Raw genomic sequence first — 20,596 nt, forward strand, 5'->3', positions numbered from 1 at the left:
GAGATACAATTTTTTTAAAACTAAAGGTTGGCTAAATAAAAAAAATTCTTTGGCCTCTTTCTACTTTAATTTGTGTCTGTCTGATTTTACAAATTTACTTGGTTGTAATCTTTGATAAAATCGTCCAGTAAATTAACCGCAGATTCACCTATAACATTCATTCGATCGTACGATACAATGCCCACAAGGCCGGTTTGCCATGTGCTTACTGAGGTTTGTAGATTACGATTCAGGGTAAGTTCCGCGGGCTGATAAAAGTCGAGTGAGACAGAAAAAGGCACCAGGCCCTGCCCGGCATCCATGGTATTGATGTGCATATACAGATAGGGAAGGTCAGCCGATGAGCGGATTCTGCTATCGGGTATGATTGTGAGACCACTTTCTTCGAGCTTATCAACGGCCTGCTGCTTAATGGATGTGATTTCCAGTTCTCCCTTCTCGTTCAGGCTCACATTTGCTTCAATGTTGACCGTAAATCCCATTTCTGCAATCCCTTTTAGCGAACTACGCTCACGCTCAATTTCATTTTGTGCTAAAACAGGAATAGATATTCCCAGCACCAACAGGGTGACCACCAGAAACCGGGTGTTTTTAAGCAATTTCATATTTAGCATAGCTTAATGAAGTATGTAATTATTTATAACTGACCAGACAAGCAATTATTGAGAAACAGCTTTCATTTCTTTAAAAAATCTGGCTGTTTTGCTGCGATCAAGTACTCCGTTGGACCGCAATCCGCTGCAAATATCAATACCGTAAGGCTTTACTGTTGTTATTGCTTTTAAAATGTTTTGAGGATTCAATCCACCAGCGAGGAAGATCGGAACATCAGTATTTAACACAATTTCGCGACTTATATCCCAGTTATGGATGCGACCGGTACCGCCTAGTTCTTTGGTTTCAAGATCGGGATTGCCAGAATCAAGGAGCAGTATATCCACATATGGAGCAATTTCGACCGCCTGTTGCACTGCTTTTTCACCGGTTACGTGTATGACCTGCACGAGGTCAATTTGGGGCAAGCTCTTTTTGATAGCCCTTATTTCTTGCGGTGCGACTTTATCTACAAGTTGAATCGCGGACGTTTGGCACCGCCGGTGTTGTGCAATAATCTTACTAGCTTTTTGCAGTGAGGTAAGCAAGAAGGTATCTATGCCCTTCGGAACGGTAGCTGCAATATCGGCAATCAATTGTTCAGAAATGACACCCGGGCCACTTGGCATTTTGGAGACAAGTCCAATTGCTGATGCTCCATAATCAATTGCAATTTTTGCTTCCTCTTTGCTGGAGATACAGCAAATTTTGACAGCAGGTAAACTCATATTCAATTTTTGTTTATAATCAGTTTGCAGAGAGTATCGCAATCGAAAGCAGTAGCCAGGCGGCGATAAAGCTGACCCCACCAATTGGGGTTATGGCTCCCAGCCACCGCACACCACTGATACTCAAGATGTATAGACTTCCGGAAAAGATTATGATGCCCGCCAGCATCAGCCAGCCCGACCACTTCAGATAGCCAGACTCAGGATAATGTATCGCCAGGAATCCCACTGCAAGTAATCCTAGAGCGTGATAGAAGTGATATTGGACACCTGTTTCGAAAATTTCAAGCATGTCAGCAGCCAGGTTGCTTTTTAGCGCATGTGCCCCAAAAGCACCTAGAATGACTGCAAGTGCCGCACAGATTGAACCAATCGACAGAAAAAGTTTACTCATCAGGAAATAAAAGAATCTATTAGAATTTTTGTGGATCTAATTTTGTGTGGAATCGTGCTCAAATCCAATCTTTTTGTGGGTGCCATCGCAGAACGGTTTGTTGGAGGAGCCTCCACATCTGCAGAGGGCTATGTTTTTAGAGCTTTTGACCGGTTGTGAGGTTTCGGAATAAATTTGATAGTTACCCTCTACAAGAATGGGTCCATCTTTCAACACTTTCAGAATCAATTTTCCATCATCTTTTTGGAAAGTCTCATCTTCAAACGTTTTTCTGGGAATATGGGCCGGGGCACTGAACGGAATATTTTTGTGGGAATTGTCACATGCCGGTTTATTGCCCGACTTGCCGCACCTGCACAACGCAAACCGGCTGTCACGCTTGATTACGCTTCCGTCATGCGCCTGTATCTCAATATCTCCTTTAAAATAGATTGGACCGTCCGGAGTAACACTCACTGTGTTCATTGCCGGAGTTCGCTCATTCTCCAGGTTTTCGTCTTTCGCTTCGTAGTGAAGGGCCCCGGTGGGGCAGTGCTGTACAACTTCCGCGATATTTTCTGCCTCCTCATGTTCGGGTTGGATCCAGGGGCGTTTGTCGGGGTCAAAGACCTTTTTCAGGCCCTTCACACACTCCGCCGCATGGATACACCGTTTGGCATCATATGTTATTTTTATGGAGTCGTTCTCAAAAGTAAATATTCTTTCTTCCATGGGCATTCACGAATCCTTTCAATTATTGTTGAGTTCTAACATGGAATGTTCTCAAAAAAAATCCGCTCTTACAAGTATAGTGATTCATCTTACAGTTGCAATTTTTAAAAAAATGAAAAGCCTGCTCCCAAAATTCGGAGCAGGCTTTATCTCATTAATAGTATTGGTTAGGTGTCTTGCCCGCCGGCAGTAACTTCTACGCTGTTGTTAATAGCAATCACACCCTTAACATTGCTGGCAATTTTATTGAGTTGCTCTTTTTCGAACTGCGAGTTTACAGTCCCGTCAATTTTGGCGAGACCGCCCTCTACCTTCAAGGTTACCGCCGTCTTTTCAACATAGGGGTCTCTATCGATAGCATTTGCAAGGCGTTGTGTGATGGCCTCGTCTGTGGTTGGTACCCCGGGCTCAACCACAATTTTGTGTTCAACCTCAATATTATTTATTACTTCATTTACGCCAGCAGTATTGCGGGCGTCACTTTCTGCCGCAAGTTTTGAGTTCAGATTTACCACGCTGCCTTCCAATATGGCCGTGTTATTTTCGATCTGAACGGAAACTTTATCTTCGGGGACACGCGGATCGTAACGGAAGGTGCTAACTATCGCTTCCCTAACCTGGTCGGCAGTAAGGGTCTCTATCTTTTCGGTACTAAACATCGCATTATCATATTCGGGATGGACTTCAAGCCGATCTGCTGCTACAGATTTAACACCGGTAACGCGGGCAAGATCTTGAGCAAGTGATTTTTCATATGCACTGCCGATCGCCCCGGTAAGTGTTACATTGCCATCTGTGACATCTACCTTGATCATATTGCTGTTAACCTGTGAATTCATCTTAAGCCGCTGCTCAACCTCGGCTTTTATCTCTTCATCTGTTCGGCTTTGGTCATAATTTACAACCAGGTTATTGTTGATGCCTTTGACTCCCTTTACTCCGCTGGCGACAGTGGCTACCAGCTGACGCTCCTGCCAGGTATCAACGACTCCTTCCAGAGTCACAATTCCGTTGTTTACTTGAGAGGTTATTTTCCATGATTCCATGGCAGCATCGGTAGAGATGGCAGTGTCCACATCCTTGTCGACAGCATCGTCAGGGCGTGAGGCTTCGATTTTGAGCTGATTAACGACTGCCAACACACCATAGGTGGATTGAGCAATTTTATTAGCCTCTTTTTTTACCAAGAGGTTATCAATACCTCCGCTCAGAGTTACAATACCATCCTGAGTCTCTATGCTGATGCTATCTGAAGGTATTTGAGTAGTAGCATCTAGTTGTGCTCGTATCGTTTGGGTGACTTCTTGATCAGAAGGAAGTTCTGCAACCTGATCGGTTGATTCGTTTTGAGTACATGAACTGATGAAAACAACGAATATCAAAGAAAGTAGTACTACAAATATTTTCGAGAGTGGAAATCGCTGAGCAAATCCAGGCGATTTCATAACTCGTAGACCTCCTTTGGATTTGAATTCAATTACTTTCCTGAATTCCAATCACATAACAAGTAGTAAGGGTCTTAAGTTCATGTACACCATAGGCTTAACAGGTTTTAAAATATCTATACTAATCAGCATAGGGAGATGGTCAGGATACAGTAATTTTCTGTATAGCTGCCCGGAATTAGTGTTCATTGAGGAACACGGGGCGGAAGATTTTATTCCGATATCGCTGAGACTACGTCCAGTGGATTGGGATATACAAATTGGTAATCCAGTGCTTTCTTCAGCTTTCGGTTAGATATCACCTTATAATTTTTGCCAGTATCGGGAAGAAAAGATGGTGGCTCAACCCCCGCTTGCTCTGCGATGATTTTGTAATACTGGTTCTTGGGAGGGTGACCGTCAGAAACTGCATTAAAAACTTCGCCTCGAATATCATTTTCGATAATAGCTGAAAGGATATTGATGCAGTCGTCTTGGTGGATCAGGTTCACCGGTGCATTTCCACCGGAAACATCTTTTTTGCCTGCAAGGTAGTTGGCTGGATTACGATCATAGCCGTAAAGTCCACCAAATCGAATAATAGTGGTATCAAAATGAACCTGATTTTGCAACATCTGTTCTGCCTTGATCAGGGCCTCACCGGAATCTCTCGTAGCCTGCCCGGCTTTGGCGTCATTTTCTACCATGACCCCGCCTTTTTTGGGATAAACCGATGTTGAGCTGGCGAAGATGACGGACGTAATAGGTGATTCCTGCAGTTGCTCGATAATACATTCGACCTGCCGGGTATGAAATTCAATTACATTTTTGCGTCTGCGTCCCGGAGGCACATTTAAGAATAACAGGTCAGAGTCAAAAAAATCGCTGAAAATTTCACTGTCTCCTTCAAGCTCAGGTTGAAGGTTGATCAGGTAGGGCGTTATTCCTTTTTTTCTTAGCGTCTCAATCTTTTCTTGTGAAGTTGTCGATCCTTTGATGGTGTGACCATCTTCGACCAGTTTAGATGCTAATGGCAGTCCTAACCAACCGCAGCCTAAAATACTGATGTTCATAACTAACTATTCTTTTGAAAATTTCGGCTTAAATATCATAAAAGAGTATCGGAAATCATAAATATTCTGGATTGGAACAAAACCAGGTTTTGATAGTACCAGCTTAACGAATACTCCATAACCATGAACAGAAAATTTGGAAGATTATTATGAAAAATTCCATTTATCTACTGTTTTTATTGTCGTTAGCACTACTGTTTTCAGCCTGTAGCCAAAAATCGAAAGACGAGCTTGACCAGGTGAAAGAGGAGAGCCAGGAGGCTGTGGAATCAGTGCAACGTGATCTGGAAGTAACGAAAACAGAATTTATTAACAATGTAGAGCAGCAGCTGGATTCCATTGAAAGTGAGATGGAACAGGTTCGCAATAAAATCAGTGAAACTTCAGGCGAAACGAAGAGCGAACTCCAAAAGCAACTGGAGAGTCTGCAGGATAAGCGAGAAAAACTGGGTGACGACCTTGAGGAGCTAAAGGCGCGATCTGAAGAAAACTGGCAGGACTTGAAAGAAAATATTGACGACCAACTGGACAGCCTGAACGAAAGTTTTGAAAGCCTTAAAGACAAATTAAATATAGGTGGCTAGTTATACTCCATTTGCTTATTCAGCCGACCTATAAATGCGACGCACTTTAGCCAGTGCGTCGCATACTTTTTTAGAGAATTATTCGTCTCCCATATAAGGATAAGTCCAATCTTTGGGCGGTACAGTGCTCTCCTTGATTGATCGCACAGAAAGCCACCGCATTAGGTTGGCGGCACTACCGGCCTTGTCGTTGGTGCCAGACTTGCGAGCTCCACCAAATGGCTGTTGATTGACAACCGCTGCAGTCGGTTTGTCGTTGATGTAGAAGTTACCTGCCGCCTGTCTGAGGTAATCCGACATATGCTTCAATGCATCCCGATCTTGTGCAAAAATACTGCCCGTTAATGCATAAGGAGAGGTGGTGTCGCAAAGTTCAAGCGTCTCCTCAAACTTTGCATCTTCGTATACATAAACCGTCAGAACCGGTCCGAAGATCTCCTCTTCCATCGTTTTGAATTTCGGATCGTGAGCCCGGACCAGGGTAGGCTGCACAAAATAGCCTTCCGAATCGTCATACTCTCCGCCCAGCAAAATTTCGGCATCGTCCGCTTCTTTTGCGTAGTCGATGTAAGACGTAATATTGTCGAAAGCTTTCTGATCAATCACAGCACCCATGAAGGTGCTAAAATCCTCCACGTCGCCCATCTTAATTTTCTGGGCTTCTTCAAGGAATTGTTCACTAAATTCACTCCAGATCGATTCTGGAATGTAGATGCGAGAGGCCGCCGAGCATTTTTGCCCCTGGTATTCATATGCTGCCCTGAGAGCTGCCACAACCAGGGCATCTACATCAGAGCTCTTGTGGGCAAAAATGAAGTCTTTGCCTCCGGTTTCTCCCACAATGCGCGGGTAGGTCTTGTATTTCTCAATATTGTTGGCAATCTGTTTCCACAAGTGCTGGAAGGTAGCAGTGGATCCCGTAAAGTGAAGTCCGGATAGGTTCTCGCTGTTCATGACGGGATTTCCAACATCAGCGCCCGATCCCGGAATGAAATTGACCACTCCTTTTGGGAGTCCCGCCTCTTCCAGTAGTTTCATTACAAAGTAGCTGGAATAAACGGATGAAGTCGCCGGTTTCCAGAGTGCCACATTGCCGCAAATTGCTGGTGCGGTGGGCAGGTTGCCGGCAATGGAAGTAAAATTAAAGGGCGTCACTGCAAACACAAATCCTTCCAGCGGCCGATACTCCGAGCGGTTCCACATACCGTCCGGTGAGTAGGGCTGGTCCTGGTAGATCTGGGTGAGATAGTATGAGTTGTACCGGAAAAAGTCGACCAGTTCAGCCACGGCATCGATTTCAGACTGGTGTGGGGTTTTTGACTGGCCCAGCATCGTGGCGGCGTTGATCGTGTATCGCCAAGGACCTGAAAGCAGATCTGCTGCTTTTTTGAAAACGGATGCGCGGTGCTCCCACGGCATATCAGCCCATTTTTTTCGAGCTTCGAGAGCTGCTTCTTCCGCCATCTTAACCTCTTTCTCCCCACAGAGATGTACTGTTCCCAGCTTGTGTCCGTGGTTGTGGGGCATCACCACATCTTCGGTGTTTCCGGTTTTTACTTCTTCGCCACCGATGATAGCGGGAATTTCAACAGTCTCGTTTTTTAGTCGCTCTAATTCATCTTTCAATGCGGATCGTTCGGGAGTGCCCGGAGCGTAGGAGTTAACCGGTTCATTCTCGGGCTCCCGGATTTCGAAATATGCGTTCGCCATAAATAATTACGTTTTGTTCGCTTTAAAATGATATCAAAAGAGGGTTCAATAATTTCAGTCCTAAAATAATAAAACTTTACCTGCATTAAGACTGCAAAAACGAAGCAGCTCGGTCTGCCGTTTCATAGGCCTGTTCGATGCAGCCCGGCACCGAAACCTCCTTCCTGAAATTACCTGTAAAGAAGAAACCGGGGTTTTGAGTCTCAAAATCGTCCATGGCATCCAGGTAGGTTTGATAGTCAAGCCCATACTGCGGAATCGCCTTTTTCCAGCGATGGATTGATTCAAAAACGGGGTCGCCTGAACACCCGAGCAGAGCTTCTAAATCCTCGAGCACCATCGCCCTGATTTCATTATCCGGTAGTTCCACATGCTCGGGATTGCGATCGCCTCCAACGAAGCAGGTGAGCAGTGCGTGTTCGCCGCGCGCGCGTCCTTTAAACAGGGAGGAGGAGAACAGGCAGCCCAGGATGTTAAAAGGTTCTACCTCGGGCACGAGCATTCCAAAACCATCAAGCGGATGACGAATATGTTCACGTTTGAAGCCAAAGCAAGTGGTGGCAATCGGGGCATATCGCAGTGTAGCTAAGTGGTCTAAAAGATCGTGCCGTACCGCGTCGATGTCGATCGATTTTAGTTGATGCAAGGGAACAGTATACATGATGGCATCAAATGATTGAGGTTGTTCCCCCTTAATGGCTACTTTCCATCCTTGACTATCACCTTGAATTGCTGTCACTTCACTTTCTAAATGAAGTGAAGACCCCAGATGTTCTCCCAGACGTGCCGGTAGCTGCTGGATCCCCTTGTTGAACGAAATCAATCCCTTTCGAGGTAGTTTTTTATTCGATTTTGAACCTCCCTTTGATTTGACGGCACCTTTTACGATGGAGCCAAATTCCTGCTCCAGCTCATAAACTTTGGAGAGCGTATGGGCTATGGAAAGTTTTTTGGGATCCCCGGCATAAATTCCGGCAACAAACGGGTTGACGGCGTAGTCCAGAACCTCTTTACCCAGCCTCCGCTCAAAGAAGTTGGCAATGCTTTCCGGACTTTCCGATTTGGGGATGAACGGTTCTTTGAACAGGCGAAATTTTGCTGAGGTCGAGAACAGTTTACTTTTAATAAATTCAAATAATGAAGTTGGAAGGGCATGGGGGATCCCCTCCTTTACAATATATCGCTTACTCGCCTCGCTCCCTGGCTGAATAATCTCTTCACTCAGATCCAGCTTCTGAACAAGATTCCAAAGTCGTTCTGATTTAGCCATCACCGTATTTGGTCCCCGTTCAAGAAGCCAACCGTCGGTTTGCACACTTCTTATTACACCACCGGGATAATCTCTTTTTTCCAAAAGAGTGACATCAACCCCTTTCTCTTTCAGTAAAAAAGCGGTTGTCAGGCCCGAAATTCCCCCTCCGATTACAGCAACTGAATGACGCAGATTATCGAACGGCATAAATTTTAGAATTAACTTAGACTTGATCTAAATAAATTTTTAAATTTGGGGCTGTTTGAATCAGGTAGATGCTACCACCAAAATATTAACAGAAGATGAAGCAAAGGAATTAAAATGAATATTAAAAAAAGGTTTGTCCAGGTTTTCGTTTTCGCATCCATAGCACTGCTATTTGCGTCTTGTTCTCAATCCGGATCTGAAAACGTTGTTGTGTATTCCGGGCGCAGCAGAGCTCTGGTTGATGATCTGGTGAAAAAGTTTGAAGAGAAAACCGGGCACAGGGTCGATGTACGATATGGCAATGATGCTGAGCTGTTGGCCGTCATGCGTGAGGAGGGCGACCAAAGCCCCGCCGACCTTTTTTGGGCAAATACGACCGGTGCACTGGCCAACGCCAATAAGTCGAATATGCTGAAGACCCTGCCCGACACATTGCTGAATGTACCCGATTCCTATGCTTCGACTTCAGGAAAATGGATGCCGATAACTGTGCGTTTTCGTGTGTTGGCCTACAACCCGAAGCGTGTAGATACGGCCGATTTGCCCGAGTCAGTGATGGACCTGCCCGAGATGTCACAGTTTGAAGGTCGCGTCGGATGGACTCCCACCTATTCCAGTTTTTACGACTTCATTACCACTATGCGAGACCTGGAAGGCGCAGATGTCACAAAGAGCTGGCTGGCGGGCATGCAGCAGCTAAACCCGGCCTCATACAGTTCCAACCCCCCGATGATACAGGCGTTGATCGCAGGAGAGATCGATATTGCATTGACCAATCACTATTACATTTTGCAGTACAAGTATGGCGGAGCCGAAGGGGAGTATGAAGAGGAAGTCTATTTTGACGAACCCGTTGTCGATGAAAATGCACCCGTGGAAACCTATCACTTTGCACAAGGCGATATCGGGAACCTGGCGCTGGTAACCGGGGCCAGCCTCCTGGAAACCTCCAGTCAGGACGAGGTCGCCTTGGAATTTCTCCGCTTCTTGGTTTCGCAGGAAGCACAGAGCTATGCTGCCGATGTTGTGCATGAATATCCCGTCATAAACACCGTAACGCTGCCAGATTATATGCTTGACAGCGAGAAAGCGCTCAAGATAAGCCCGGATTACGATTACGAAAATCTCCAGAACCTTGGGGCAACGCTGAACCTTCTCAGGGAAGCGGGTCTGATCTAGTCATGAAATATGGGTAAAGCTGATGTTCAAGGTAGTTTTGGTAAAAATGGCTAATAATTTAATTTAAATTTAGTCTAAATAATGTTAGTATCCGGCTCACAATAATCTGAACTCTAGTACGAATAATTTGACCCTCATTATGCTAATGCAAAGAATATCCAAGCTTTTCTTAATGGCAATCGCAGCTGTAATGCTCACCATAGGATGCGATACCAACAATTCAACCGAAGAAACGATAGATACTCCCAGTACCTATGAATTTTCCAGGGATGGGGAGTCGAGTGTCGCCTACCCCGGGCAAACTGACCGCTTGAAAATGCTAGAAGAGATTGATGCCTACATGGGTAAAGGAGACGATGGCGAACTGCTTTCAGAGCAGGCGTTGTTGGATATGTTCGAGAATAAAGATGGGAATGGCGGAGGTAATTTTTCATTCACATCCGATCGCCAATTGAAGAACAAGACATTTGCACCCGATCTTGATGCCAATCTTTTCCAGGATATTTTTGCCAGTGCAGCCACAGCTAGTGAAAATGGTAGTAACGGAATTACAGCTTCCAACGGGACTGCCGGACTGATAGAACGCGAAAATAGCGGTTCCACTATTTTAGTCAGTGCAAATGGTCGAGAGTATGGCCAGCTCGTAGAAAAAGGACTGATGGGCGCGGTTTTCTTTAACCAGATTTTTAATGTGTATCTCACCGATGACCGCATTGGTCCCAACGTAGAGAATGAACAGCTTGAAGAAGGTGCCAACTACACAGCCAAGGAACATCATTTTGATGAGGCGTTCGGTTACTTCGGAGCCCCGGTTGATTTCTCATCCGACTGGCCGGAAGAGCGCGAATCTGAAGCACGCTTTTGGGCTGATTACTCAAACGGAGCTGATGACGAATTTGGGATGAATGATATCCTGATGAATGCGTATATCAGTGGACGTACCGCTATTGTAAATAAAGATCAGTCAGCATTGAGCGAGCAGGTTGATATTCTGTATGAAAACTTTGAGCTGCTGGCTGCTGCAACGACTGTTCATTATATCAATTCTACATTGTCGCATCTCGATAATGGAGATCTGGGTGAGGCGTTTCACACGCTTTCGGAAGCCTGGGCTTTTGCCAACGCGCTGAAGTACAGTCCGCAAAGGAAGATTACGCTGGAACAACTTGAGCAGATTATGGAAACTGATTTTGGTGAAAATGGCAATTTCTGGAATGTAACGAACGACGGACTTAACAATGCAAAGTCTACACTGGTGAATATCTATCCGGAACTGGAGCCTGTTCAGAATCAGTTGTAACAAGCACTAATTTTTAACCAAAGGCTTTGCTGGGTGAAATGCCCGGTAAGGCCTTCTGGTGTATAAAAGAAGGAACATTATGATTTCTCATATTCGTCCAATTTTAACAGTTGCTCTCCTGGGGAGTTTAGTTTTCTTGGGTTCCTGCAAGAGTGACAGCATCAATGGTGGAGAGAATAATTTTGATCGTGCAGCAATGCTCAGCAATTATGGTAATAATACTATTCTGCCGGCTTATTTGAATCTGCAGGATGCCACGGTTTCGCTGGAAACCTCTGCTGACGCATTTATTGAGGATCCTACTGAGAGCACGTTATCCATACTACAAAGTGATCTAAAGGCGGCACGCCTCGCATGGCAGGAAGCAAACATCTTCCAGTTTGGGCCGGCGGAGTCAGTGACATTGCGAGCCTCATTGAATACCTACCCGGCTGACACATCACAGATCAAATCAAATATCGAATCTGGTGATTACACGCTGGGTACAATTGAAAATCGGGCAGCTGTTGGATTCCCTGCTCTCGATTTTTTGCTGCACGGTATCGGTGAAAGCAATCAGGAAATTGTATCGATCTACAGCGAAGGTGAGCTGGCTGCAAGTTTTCAGGCTTATTTACAGGACAACATCACGTTTATAAAACAGAAAGTAGATGACACCGCCACAGAATGGTCTGCGGATGGGGGGAATTACCTGGCGACCTTCCTGAGCGAAGAAAATGCGGGTACAGACGTGGGTAGTTCGCTTGGAATGCTGATTAACGCTACAGTCCTGCATTACGAACGTTTCTTTAGAGATGGTAAAATAGGTATTCCCGCAGGCGTACGAAGTGCAGGCGTACGGCGCCCCGTCGCCACGGAAGCACACTTCGGGGGATACTCCCTTGAGCTGGCCTTGGCAAACCTGGAGGCGATACAGCGGTTGTTCAAGGGGGCCGGTATTGACGGTTCGCAGGACGTTGGCCTAGAAGAAAATTTGGAGGCGCTCGATGCGGCGGAGCTTTCAACAGAAATAAACACTGAAATTGACCAGGCAGTCACCGCTTTAGAGGAGCTCAACGACCCTCTTTCAGGGCAAATTGAGTCCGATAATGAACCAGTACTAAACACTTTCAAGGAGTTGCAGGACATCGTTAGACTGCTCAAAGTGGATATGACATCGGTTCTGGGCGTTACCATCACCTACCAGGATAATGATGGCGATTAATAATTGGTAACAATGGGCATGAAAGAGTACCTGACATCTCAAAAATCTGCAGCTCCCCTGGCCATGTTCCGGGTGCTGTTTGGGTTTATCATGGTTGTCAGCATCATCCGTTTTGCCCTGAACGGATGGATCTATGAACTCTATGTCAAACCGGATTTCTTCTTTACTTACTACGGTTTTGAATGGGTAACGCCACTGGGAGAAGTGGGGATGTACCTGCTCTTTTTGGTGATGGGGTTGGCGGCAGTAGGTATTATGCTTGGTTATTATTACCGGGTGGCCGCCGTTCTTTTCTTCCTCGCTTTCAGCTATGTAGAGCTTATCGACAAGACCAACTACCTCAACCACTACTACTTTGTCAGTATTATCAGCTTCCTGCTAATTATTGTACCGGCCCATCGATATTTTTCACTGGATGTGATGAGGAGGTCCGATTTGGAGGTCTCGACCGTCCCATCATGGACAATCAACATATTAAAACTACAGCTGGGGCTTGTTTACTTTTATGCCGGATTGGCCAAGTTGAATCCGGACTGGCTGTTCAATGCCATGCCGTTGAAACTGTGGTTGCCGGCCAATGCTCACCTGCCCCTGATAGGTCCACTTCTCGAATACACGAGCACAGCCTACCTGTTTAGCTGGACCGGGGCTTTTTATGACCTTTTCATCGTATTTTTTCTGCTCTACAAACCCACGCGCAAATTTGCTTATGTCGCGGTCATTGCCTTCCACCTGATGACATCTGCACTCTTCCAGATCGGGATGTTTCCCTACATCATGATTCTTTGCACCTTGATCTATTTCTCGGAAGAGTTCCATGAACAATGCATTGCAAAGTTACGTGAACTATGGAGTAAGGTAGCGATTTGGAAGTCAGAGGTAACTGGCACATCGCAACATACTTCTAAAAAAAGATCTCTGACGCTCAGTAAAAGTGCCTCAACGATATTAACTGTTGTGCTGGTACTGCATTTTCTGTTGCAGGTATTGGTACCCCTTCGCTTCGCCCTCTATCCTGGAAACCTGTTTTGGACTGAGGAAGGATACCGCTTTTCATGGCGTGTGATGTTGATGGAGAAAGCCGGCTATGCCACGTTTCATGTACGGAATTCGGAAACGGGAAAGTCCTGGGAAGTTTCAAACTGGGAGCATCTTACGCCAAACCAGGAAAAGATGATGTCTACACAGCCTGATATGATTCTCCAATTTGCACATCACCTTGAGGACAAATATAAACAACAGGGACTCGAGGATGTTGAGATCAAAGCCGAAGCATATGTTACGCTCAATGGACGGCGAAGCAGATTGATGATTGATCCGGAAGTGGACTTAACCGAGGAAAGTCGTGGATTTGAACATAAAGAATGGATATTGCCATATCCTGATAATCAAAAAAGCTGGTTGGGAAGTAATTCTAGATGAAACGTTTGACAACAATTATAACGCTAATTGCAGGCCTGTTTACCATTACAGGAAAGGCCATGGGGCAGACCTATTCGATATCGGGAAAAGTGACAAATGGGATTGGACAGCCACTGCCGGTGGCGTACGTATTTATCGCGGATTCATCAGAGGGTGACTCCGCGAGCAAACAAAATCTATTTACCACGACTACGGCATTCAAAGATAAAACCGGTAGCAAAGGCCGTTACCGCATCGATGGAATTGAGCCGGGCAGATATACCGTTACCGCATTTTATCCCGGCAAAAAAATTACCTCCAGGGACGTTATTATTAAAGATACCGACCTGGTACTGAATTTGGAACTTGCTTTGCTGGAGGGGGCGCTGGAGGCTGTGACCGTAGAAGATGTCAGCCAGGAAACCTTTGGCATTACTCGCATGCGCTCAGTCGAGGGCGTCACGATCAATGAGTCCAAGAAAAATGAAGTGGTCGTAGTAGATGATATCGCGGCAAATCTTGCCACGAATAACAGTCGGCAGGTATTTGCCAAGGTGGCCGGTTTGAATATCTGGCAAAGTGACGGGGCCGGTGTTCAGCTCGGTATTGGCGGGCGGGGCTTGAGTCCCAATCGAAGTTCTAATTTCAATACTCGGCAAAATGGGTACGATATCGCTGCCGATGCCCTGGGCTATCCCGAAAGTTACTACACCCCACCTGTACGAGCTCTAAAACGTATAGAAATCGTTCGGGGCGCCGCCTCACTGCAATACGGTACCCAGTTTGGCGGACTTCTCAACTTTGTATTTAAGGATGGACCAGAAAATGAGTTCTTTGAATTCAATTCCAATCAGACCGTCGGTTCATACGGGCTGCTCACATCCTTCAACAGTATCGGCGGTTCGAAGGGGAAGGCAAATTATTACGGCTTTTTCCAATACAAAAAGAGCAACGGGTGGCGGCCCAACTCCGAGCTTGACCAGCATACCGGTTATGCCTCCGTTCAGTACAAAGTTGCTCCAAAGCTGACGATCAATCCTGAGTATACGCGCATGTACTACCTGGCCCAGCAGCCGGGTGGACTAACTGATGCACAGTTTGAAGAGGATCCCACCCAGTCAAACAGGGAGCGGAACTGGTTTCGGGTGAATTGGAACCTGTTTGCCATCAAGGCGGATTATCGCTTTTCCTCGCGAACACGCCTCAATACCAGGTTTTTTGGGCTGGTGGCAGGGCGGGATGCCGTCGGTAACCTGGAGCGTATCGACCGTCTGGATTTTGGAGGACCGCGCAACTTGTTGAAAGACGATTTCCGAAACTGGGGTAACGAAACACGGCTGATTCACCGCTATTCTCTTTTGGGTCAAATCTCTGTTTTTCTAGTGGGAACCCGGTTTTATAACGGTTTCACGCATCGCCGGCAAGGCTTGGGTACCGACGGGAGTGATCCCGATTTCAGCTATCTCAATTCTGATAATTTAAATGGTTCAGATTTTGATCTCCCCAGCCGGAATCGATCCGTGTTTGTAGAAAATATTTTCAACATCACCCCCAATATTAGTATTACGCCCGGCGTGCGATTTGAATATATCCGTACCGAGGCCGACGGGTACTACCGAAATCTCGTCAAAGACCTGGCGGGCAATATCCTGGTGGATGAGCGAATCCTGGAACAGCGAAAAAGGGAACGTTCTTTTGTCTTTTTTGGGATAGGGGCCAGTTACAAGTCAAACAAAAATTTTGAGATATACACCAACTATTCCCAAAACTACCGCGCCATGAATTTCAATGATATCCGCGTGGATATCGGGAGCCTGGAGGTGGACCCCAATATAAAAGATGAGCGAGGATTTAATGTTGACCTTGGGATAAGGGGTAGTAAGGATACGTTTTTCAACTATGATCTGAGTTTATTCCATCTTTCATACGAGGACCGAATCGGGACCGTACTCAAAACTGAACCAAATCCTAAATTCAATGGCTTGGTAGACCGAACGTTTCGATACCGAACCAATGTTGCCGATGCCAAAATCTATGGTCTTGAAACCTTTGCTGAGGTTAACCTCTATCGCCTGTGGGCAGGAGAGTCAACCTCAACCCGGTTGTCACTGTTCTCAAATCTGGCTTTGATCACCTCGGAGTATGCTGAATCTGAGACCAGTGGCATTGAGGGAAATGAAGTGGAGCTTGTACCAAAGGTTAATTTCAAAACAGGAGTTACATTTGGTAAAGATAATTTTGAGGCAACCTATCAATTCTCGTATGTAGGTGAGCACTATTCTGATGCTACGAATGCGCGCCAAACACCCACCGCCATCGAAGGAATTATCCCGGCTTATCATGTTATGGACCTATCGGCTAAATATAGTCATGAATGGTTTAGTGTAGAGGCCGGAGTTAATAACCTGAACAATCACTATTACTTTACACGTCGCGCTACGGGATATCCCGGACCGGGAATTATCCCATCCAAGGGCAGGAGCTTTTACCTGACGCTGGGAGTCAGTTTGTAAGGGTTGTTATTGGTTATCGCTTATTTGTTATTGGGAAACGTTCATTTACTATACTGCTTTCAAATAAATAACCACTTTGCCAATTAACTAACTAAATAACACGCTAACCTGGACTTCTCACCAAGAAATTTATTCCTCAGCTGCGTTTTACACCCTGTTATTATTATTTCCCGTTGAATATGATATAAGTTGCTTCCTGCCATTAAGCTACAGGATTTTATCTCAAATACTTGTGAGAAATCCGGGTTAGATGCTTTCCTTGGGTGAGCGTCTTCTTGGCGAGAATGCCTGCATGAGTTGTCCCAGTACACTTTTGCCGATCTTCGTGATTTTTTCCTGCCGCCCCATCGAAAGAAATCGCAGCAGGTTTCGTAGTTCTACCAGCAAATATGGGGGATCGGTAACCAGTGTATCATTTTCGATGATATAATCCCAGTTCAGCGGCTTATCGAATTCGACACCGTTTTCTTTCATCGTCTGGTAGTATAGGTGGGCCATCAGGCCATATCCGATTGTGGTGGGATGGATGCCGTCAAGGCTAAAGATTCCGCCCTTGTACACCTTACCGCTGTCACGGTCGATCCGCAGGTATTCCGTGCTAATTTTGGGATTCATGGGATCCTCCACCAGGTGGGCCGTAGCAGGATTTTTCTTCATCGCCCTGCAGAAATCGTCCGGGAAAGGGACATTAATTTGTCCGCCCAGCCGCCTATTGGCGATCGCACTAACATATTTATTCAAAGGGACCACAATCCATCCGTACTCATCGGCGATATCACGGATAATTTCATTGTATTCATCCACAATCATATCCAATTTTATCGCCTCATCCCTGGTGAAATGGGGATGAATATCAGGGTTAAAATCAGAATCCCAGATCCAGAATCGCGTGTAATAGTCGAAGTAGCCTCCTCTGTCTCGCGAGAGATCCTCGTTAATTCCCCGTACTGCGGGAGGAATCGTCACATAGGGAATAGTGGGCATAATCACCCGCTTAGCCCCGATAGTACTAATTCGCTCGGCCAGTTTGCGGTATTCCATCTCGAAATGCTCAGGCCTGTACACGGTATAATTTCGTTCAGAAGGCGGTTTTTCAAGGTCCTCAGGCTCAGAATACTCGAAACGCAAATCGGTGATGGTACCGATAATGTTGTTATGCCCCATCGTTACAATAAGATTTTCAATGCCCCCGTGATCTTGCAGGTACTGGGCGTTATCAATCTGGGTAAATGCGGAAAATTTTTCATCAAAAGAGGGATTCAGTACCATACACGCAGTGATATACATCGCATGATCCGGCAGTACATTAAAAACAGAGTAGGTTTCCCGGTGAATTTCGATATGCTTCCGACTCATTTCTTCATTCATCATCCATGCGTCATTCATGGCAAATCCCCATACCGATTGGTTGTGATAGGGTAGATCCCGCTCGCTGGCAAGTGGCTTCAGGTGGCCCTCCCAGTATCGTTTTATTCGGCGCAGAGTAGAGTAGAGATGTCCTGCGGCCGGAAGATATTCATTCCACTCTATCGTATCACCGTACTCATCCTCCAGCCCCCGAACAAGAACCTCCAAATTTAGTGGAATCCCCGCCTGGGCGGTGAAACGCGGCTGATCAAAGCGGGGCGTAGGCTCAAAACATTGATTCAGGAAGGAAGGAAAATTCAGTTCCGTCCGGTAAATGCCACCGTTGTTGAACCCCTGGCTAATGCTGTCTCCAATGACGACAAGTTTATGGTCGGGTGATTTTTTTGAAAACACAGGATCTACTGATCAGGTTTTATCTGTTCTCGAATTTACAAGTTTTTCATTACAGATTTAATGCCATATCATCAAAAGTGGTCTCACGAATAGAACCTAAAATATGTTTCGCGAAATGATTATCGAAGTAAAAGACATTAAAAGTTCAGTAGAATATATGGTATTTTATGCTCCGATTTGTAGTATCAATAAAACGACATGAGTGAACAAAAACAGAACAGGCTTAATACATTCCGTGCCCACCGGTCTGAGATGAATGATAAAATCATGGATCTTGATCACCTAGGGATCAAGCGATTTTTTAACCTGGACTCCAACGCCTACAACGACGGGGTGCTGCCCGTCCAAACAAAAGAGCTGCTGGGCTTGGTGGCTTCTACCGTGTTGCGTTGCAACGACTGCATCGATTATCACCTCGAGCAGTGTGCCAAAACCGGTTCCAGTAAAGAGGAGATTATTGATGCCCTCAACATCGCATTGACCGTGGGTGGCAGTATCGTCATTCCTCATTTACGTCACGCCGTTGAAACGCTTGAGCTACTTGAAAACGAAGGAGTCCTGGATTGAGTTATACCGTGAAATATGTAATCGCCTTTCTTTTGGGATTTTTCACTTTATCGAGCCTTCCAGCACGCGCCCAGGTCGGGGTTGGCCCTGTTGGAGCAGATTCAGTGCAATCATCCTTATTTCCTGCACTGGCTTATGACTCCGACATTGGCTTGGTAGGCGGGGGACTTTTCAGCCGCATCGACTACACCGGCAATGCCAAACCGTTCAATAATTATATTAAATCCACGGCCCTTATTTCCACAAAGGGGATGTTTAACTTTGAGTTTGAGTACGATCAGACCCAGACATTCGGAACTGATATCCGCAGCAATTTCTCCCTTTTTGCTTATCGTTTTAAATATGACTACTACTTTGGGATTGGAAACAATTCGACGTTTAATGAGCAACAATTTGACGATGACTTTTACTTTTTTGAGTCCAAAAAGATAGCCCTTGCGTACGAGGGGCGGCAACCTCTTTCTATGGACGCCAATTCACGGCTTGATCTGCTTTTTGGCATCGGCACAAAATATGAGATCCCCTATGTGAAGCAGGAAGATTCAAAGTTTAGCCAGGATTTACCCAAAGGTATAACCGGGGGCTGGATAAATGCAGTGAGCACCGGGCTGATCTGGGAGAATCGGAATAGTGAGTTTGATCCCATCTCTGGTAACCGTGCAAAATTGAAAGTTCGCGCAGCCCCGGAATTTCTCCTCAGTGATTATGGCTTGATCACATTGGAAAGCGATATTCGACAGTATTTTCGGCTGTTCAACTGGGTTACAGTCGCCAATCGTCTGCAGGCTCGCCACGCCACCGGCGACATCCCATATTGGGAGCGTTCCGCACTGGGGAATAATGAAACGCTGCGTGGATACCCGCTCAACCGCTTTATTGGGAACTCCTCGATAGCCTATTCCCTCGAGTTCAGGAAATGGGTGTTTATCTTCCCGGAATATCAGATAAAGCTGGGAGGCCATCTTTTTACCGATGTCGGGCGCGTGTTTACTGAGCAGGACGACTGGGGAGACCTTTTTTCCGACTACAAACAGACGGTGGGAATTGGTGGAGCGATGTCGCTTTTTAGTCCTGATTTTATCCTGCGTGGAGAAGCGGGGTTTTCGGAAGATATGATGCGAATTTACGTGGGAATAGGGTATACATTTTAATCCCTGCCATAGGTTAAGTTTACAAATGTAGAAATGTTGTTAACATCATAATTTTAATTATCAAAATGGAGTGATTCTCAGTAATCCAAATGTCATCTGAAACAACAGGCTTTACCTTACTACTGACCTCGGCGATTGAAGATTCCGAGGTATTTTTAGAAGATGCAAATGTCAATGAGTTGCAGGTGGTTCATCTGCCACTTGAGAAATACGTGCTTCTCGAAACCGACCGGGATGAGCTTGCAGCGCAAATTGATGCGGCAGAAAATATTATTCACGGACATAAGCGGAATGCACAATTCTTTATCTCGAGGGTTGAGGAGTTTGATCTGCTGGAAAGCGTGACCGACCGTGTGAACTTGGCTGCAGACCAGCGAACAGCAGACTTTTTAGAAGAGCACGGGGTTCCAGCCATTTACCCGGGGAGTGAAGAACCGATCAAGATGCTGGAGTTTTTGATGCGTCTTCGCCGTTTAGGCACAGTGCTTTTCCCGTGTGGAACGTATGGAAAAGAAGAGATCCCCGGCCTGCTCAAGGAGATGGACATTGAAGTGAATGAAAAGGTGCTGTTTGAGCTGGAAGGCCCCAAAACCGAAGAATTGGAATCATACCAAAAGCGAGTTATAGAGAACCATTTTGATGTGATTGTTTACCATTCACGCCGTTCTGTAAATCGAATTCAGGCCGCCTTCCCCAACCTGCACGAAACCAATGCCAAAATTATTGCCGGCGACCAGGCCGTTACCGATAAATTGGCTGAAGACCATGATATCGAGGTTGATAAAACGGCTGAGGGAAGCTGGGAGTCGATTTTAGAGCAGGTAAAGGAGTTTATGTAGTCTT

18 protein-coding genes are annotated in these 20,596 nt (G+C 45.8%); 9 read left to right on the forward strand and 9 right to left on the reverse strand.

Features of this window, described 5'->3' with window-relative positions:
- Nucleotides 1–86: 86 nt before the first annotated feature.
- The 6 genes from NC796_RS15240 to NC796_RS15265 all read right to left on the reverse strand — a co-directional run bounded on the left by NC796_RS15240 (nt 87) and on the right by NC796_RS15265 (nt 4,924).
- Nucleotides 87–605 carry a hypothetical protein gene (locus NC796_RS15240; protein ID WP_310685595.1) on the reverse strand — a complete coding sequence of 173 codons (519 nt, stop codon included), beginning with the start codon at nt 603–605 and terminating at the stop codon, nt 87–89.
- Nucleotides 606–659: 54 nt separating this feature from the next.
- Nucleotides 660–1,322 carry a phosphoribosylanthranilate isomerase gene (locus NC796_RS15245; RefSeq protein ID WP_310685597.1) on the reverse strand — a complete coding sequence of 221 codons (663 nt, stop codon included), beginning with the start codon at nt 1,320–1,322 and terminating at the stop codon, nt 660–662.
- A 19-nt stretch (nt 1,323–1,341) separates the two neighbouring features.
- Nucleotides 1,342–1,716, reverse strand: coding sequence for a DUF423 domain-containing protein (locus tag NC796_RS15250; RefSeq protein WP_310685599.1), 375 nt, complete (start codon nt 1,714–1,716; stop codon nt 1,342–1,344).
- A gap of 36 nt (nt 1,717–1,752) precedes the next feature.
- Nucleotides 1,753–2,427 carry a CDGSH iron-sulfur domain-containing protein gene (locus tag NC796_RS15255; protein WP_310685601.1) on the reverse strand — a complete coding sequence of 225 codons (675 nt, stop codon included), beginning with the start codon at nt 2,425–2,427 and terminating at the stop codon, nt 1,753–1,755.
- A 167-nt stretch (nt 2,428–2,594) separates the two neighbouring features.
- Nucleotides 2,595–3,872 carry a BON domain-containing protein gene (locus NC796_RS15260; protein ID WP_310685603.1) on the reverse strand — a complete coding sequence of 426 codons (1,278 nt, stop codon included), beginning with the start codon at nt 3,870–3,872 and terminating at the stop codon, nt 2,595–2,597.
- 212 nt (nt 3,873–4,084) lie between these two features.
- Nucleotides 4,085–4,924 carry an SDR family oxidoreductase gene (locus NC796_RS15265; protein ID WP_310685605.1) on the reverse strand — a complete coding sequence of 280 codons (840 nt, stop codon included), beginning with the start codon at nt 4,922–4,924 and terminating at the stop codon, nt 4,085–4,087.
- Between the two features lie 149 nt (nt 4,925–5,073).
- On the opposite strand from NC796_RS15265, the gene NC796_RS15270 reads away from it, so the two are divergent.
- Nucleotides 5,074–5,508 (forward strand): hypothetical protein, encoded by a 435-nt coding sequence (locus tag NC796_RS15270; protein WP_310685607.1) that lies wholly within the window; start codon nt 5,074–5,076, stop codon nt 5,506–5,508.
- 78 nt (nt 5,509–5,586) lie between these two features.
- Here NC796_RS15270 and pruA read toward each other — a convergent pair whose 3' ends face one another.
- The gene (gene pruA, locus NC796_RS15275) at nt 5,587–7,218 is read right to left on the reverse strand and encodes an L-glutamate gamma-semialdehyde dehydrogenase (protein ID WP_310685609.1); all 1,632 of its coding nucleotides are present in this window, start codon (nt 7,216–7,218) and stop codon (nt 5,587–5,589) included.
- A gap of 85 nt (nt 7,219–7,303) precedes the next feature.
- Entirely contained in the window at nt 7,304–8,677 is a 1,374-nt protein-coding gene (hemG, locus tag NC796_RS15280) for a protoporphyrinogen oxidase (RefSeq protein WP_310685612.1), read from the reverse strand.
- 114 nt (nt 8,678–8,791) lie between these two features.
- Here hemG and NC796_RS15285 point away from each other — a divergent pair, with 114 nt between their 5' ends.
- The 5 genes from NC796_RS15285 (at nt 8,792) to NC796_RS15305 (ending at nt 16,274) form a co-directional block, all read left to right on the forward strand.
- Entirely contained in the window at nt 8,792–9,856 is a 1,065-nt protein-coding gene (locus NC796_RS15285; protein WP_310685615.1) for an extracellular solute-binding protein, read from the forward strand.
- A gap of 172 nt (nt 9,857–10,028) precedes the next feature.
- On the forward strand, nt 10,029–11,156 hold the full coding sequence (locus tag NC796_RS15290; protein ID WP_310685616.1) for a DUF4856 domain-containing protein: 1,128 nt from the start codon (nt 10,029–10,031) through the stop codon (nt 11,154–11,156).
- Between the two features lie 79 nt (nt 11,157–11,235).
- Nucleotides 11,236–12,360, forward strand: a complete 1,125-nt coding sequence (locus NC796_RS15295; RefSeq protein WP_310685618.1) for an imelysin family protein — start codon at nt 11,236–11,238, stop codon at nt 12,358–12,360.
- A gap of 12 nt (nt 12,361–12,372) precedes the next feature.
- Nucleotides 12,373–13,782, forward strand: coding sequence for an HTTM domain-containing protein (locus NC796_RS15300; protein WP_310685619.1), 1,410 nt, complete (start codon nt 12,373–12,375; stop codon nt 13,780–13,782).
- Nucleotides 13,779–16,274, forward strand: coding sequence for a TonB-dependent receptor (locus NC796_RS15305; RefSeq protein WP_310685620.1), 2,496 nt, complete (start codon nt 13,779–13,781; stop codon nt 16,272–16,274). Before NC796_RS15300 ends, NC796_RS15305 begins: the two co-directional genes overlap by 4 nt.
- Before the next feature lie 246 nt (nt 16,275–16,520).
- Here NC796_RS15305 and NC796_RS15310 read toward each other — a convergent pair whose 3' ends face one another.
- Nucleotides 16,521–18,035, reverse strand: coding sequence for a hypothetical protein (locus NC796_RS15310; protein WP_310685621.1), 1,515 nt, complete (start codon nt 18,033–18,035; stop codon nt 16,521–16,523).
- Nucleotides 18,036–18,233: 198 nt separating this feature from the next.
- Between NC796_RS15310 and NC796_RS15315 the strand changes: the two genes are divergently transcribed.
- From NC796_RS15315 to NC796_RS15325, 3 genes are all read left to right on the forward strand, one after another.
- Complete coding sequence (locus NC796_RS15315; RefSeq protein ID WP_310685623.1) at nt 18,234–18,602, forward strand: carboxymuconolactone decarboxylase family protein; 369 nt, start codon at nt 18,234–18,236, stop codon at nt 18,600–18,602.
- Nucleotides 18,599–19,753 carry a BamA/TamA family outer membrane protein gene (locus NC796_RS15320; protein ID WP_310685625.1) on the forward strand — a complete coding sequence of 385 codons (1,155 nt, stop codon included), beginning with the start codon at nt 18,599–18,601 and terminating at the stop codon, nt 19,751–19,753. The genes NC796_RS15315 and NC796_RS15320 overlap by 4 nt, the downstream gene beginning before the upstream one ends.
- Nucleotides 19,754–19,842: 89 nt before the next feature.
- The gene (locus NC796_RS15325; RefSeq protein ID WP_310685627.1) at nt 19,843–20,592 is read left to right on the forward strand and encodes a uroporphyrinogen-III synthase; all 750 of its coding nucleotides are present in this window, start codon (nt 19,843–19,845) and stop codon (nt 20,590–20,592) included.
- The last annotated feature ends 4 nt before the right edge of the window (nt 20,593–20,596 follow it).

The sequence above is a fragment of the Aliifodinibius sp. S!AR15-10 genome (assembly GCF_031569985.1).
Lineage (GTDB): Bacteria > Bacteroidota > Rhodothermia > Balneolales > Balneolaceae > JAMQKA01.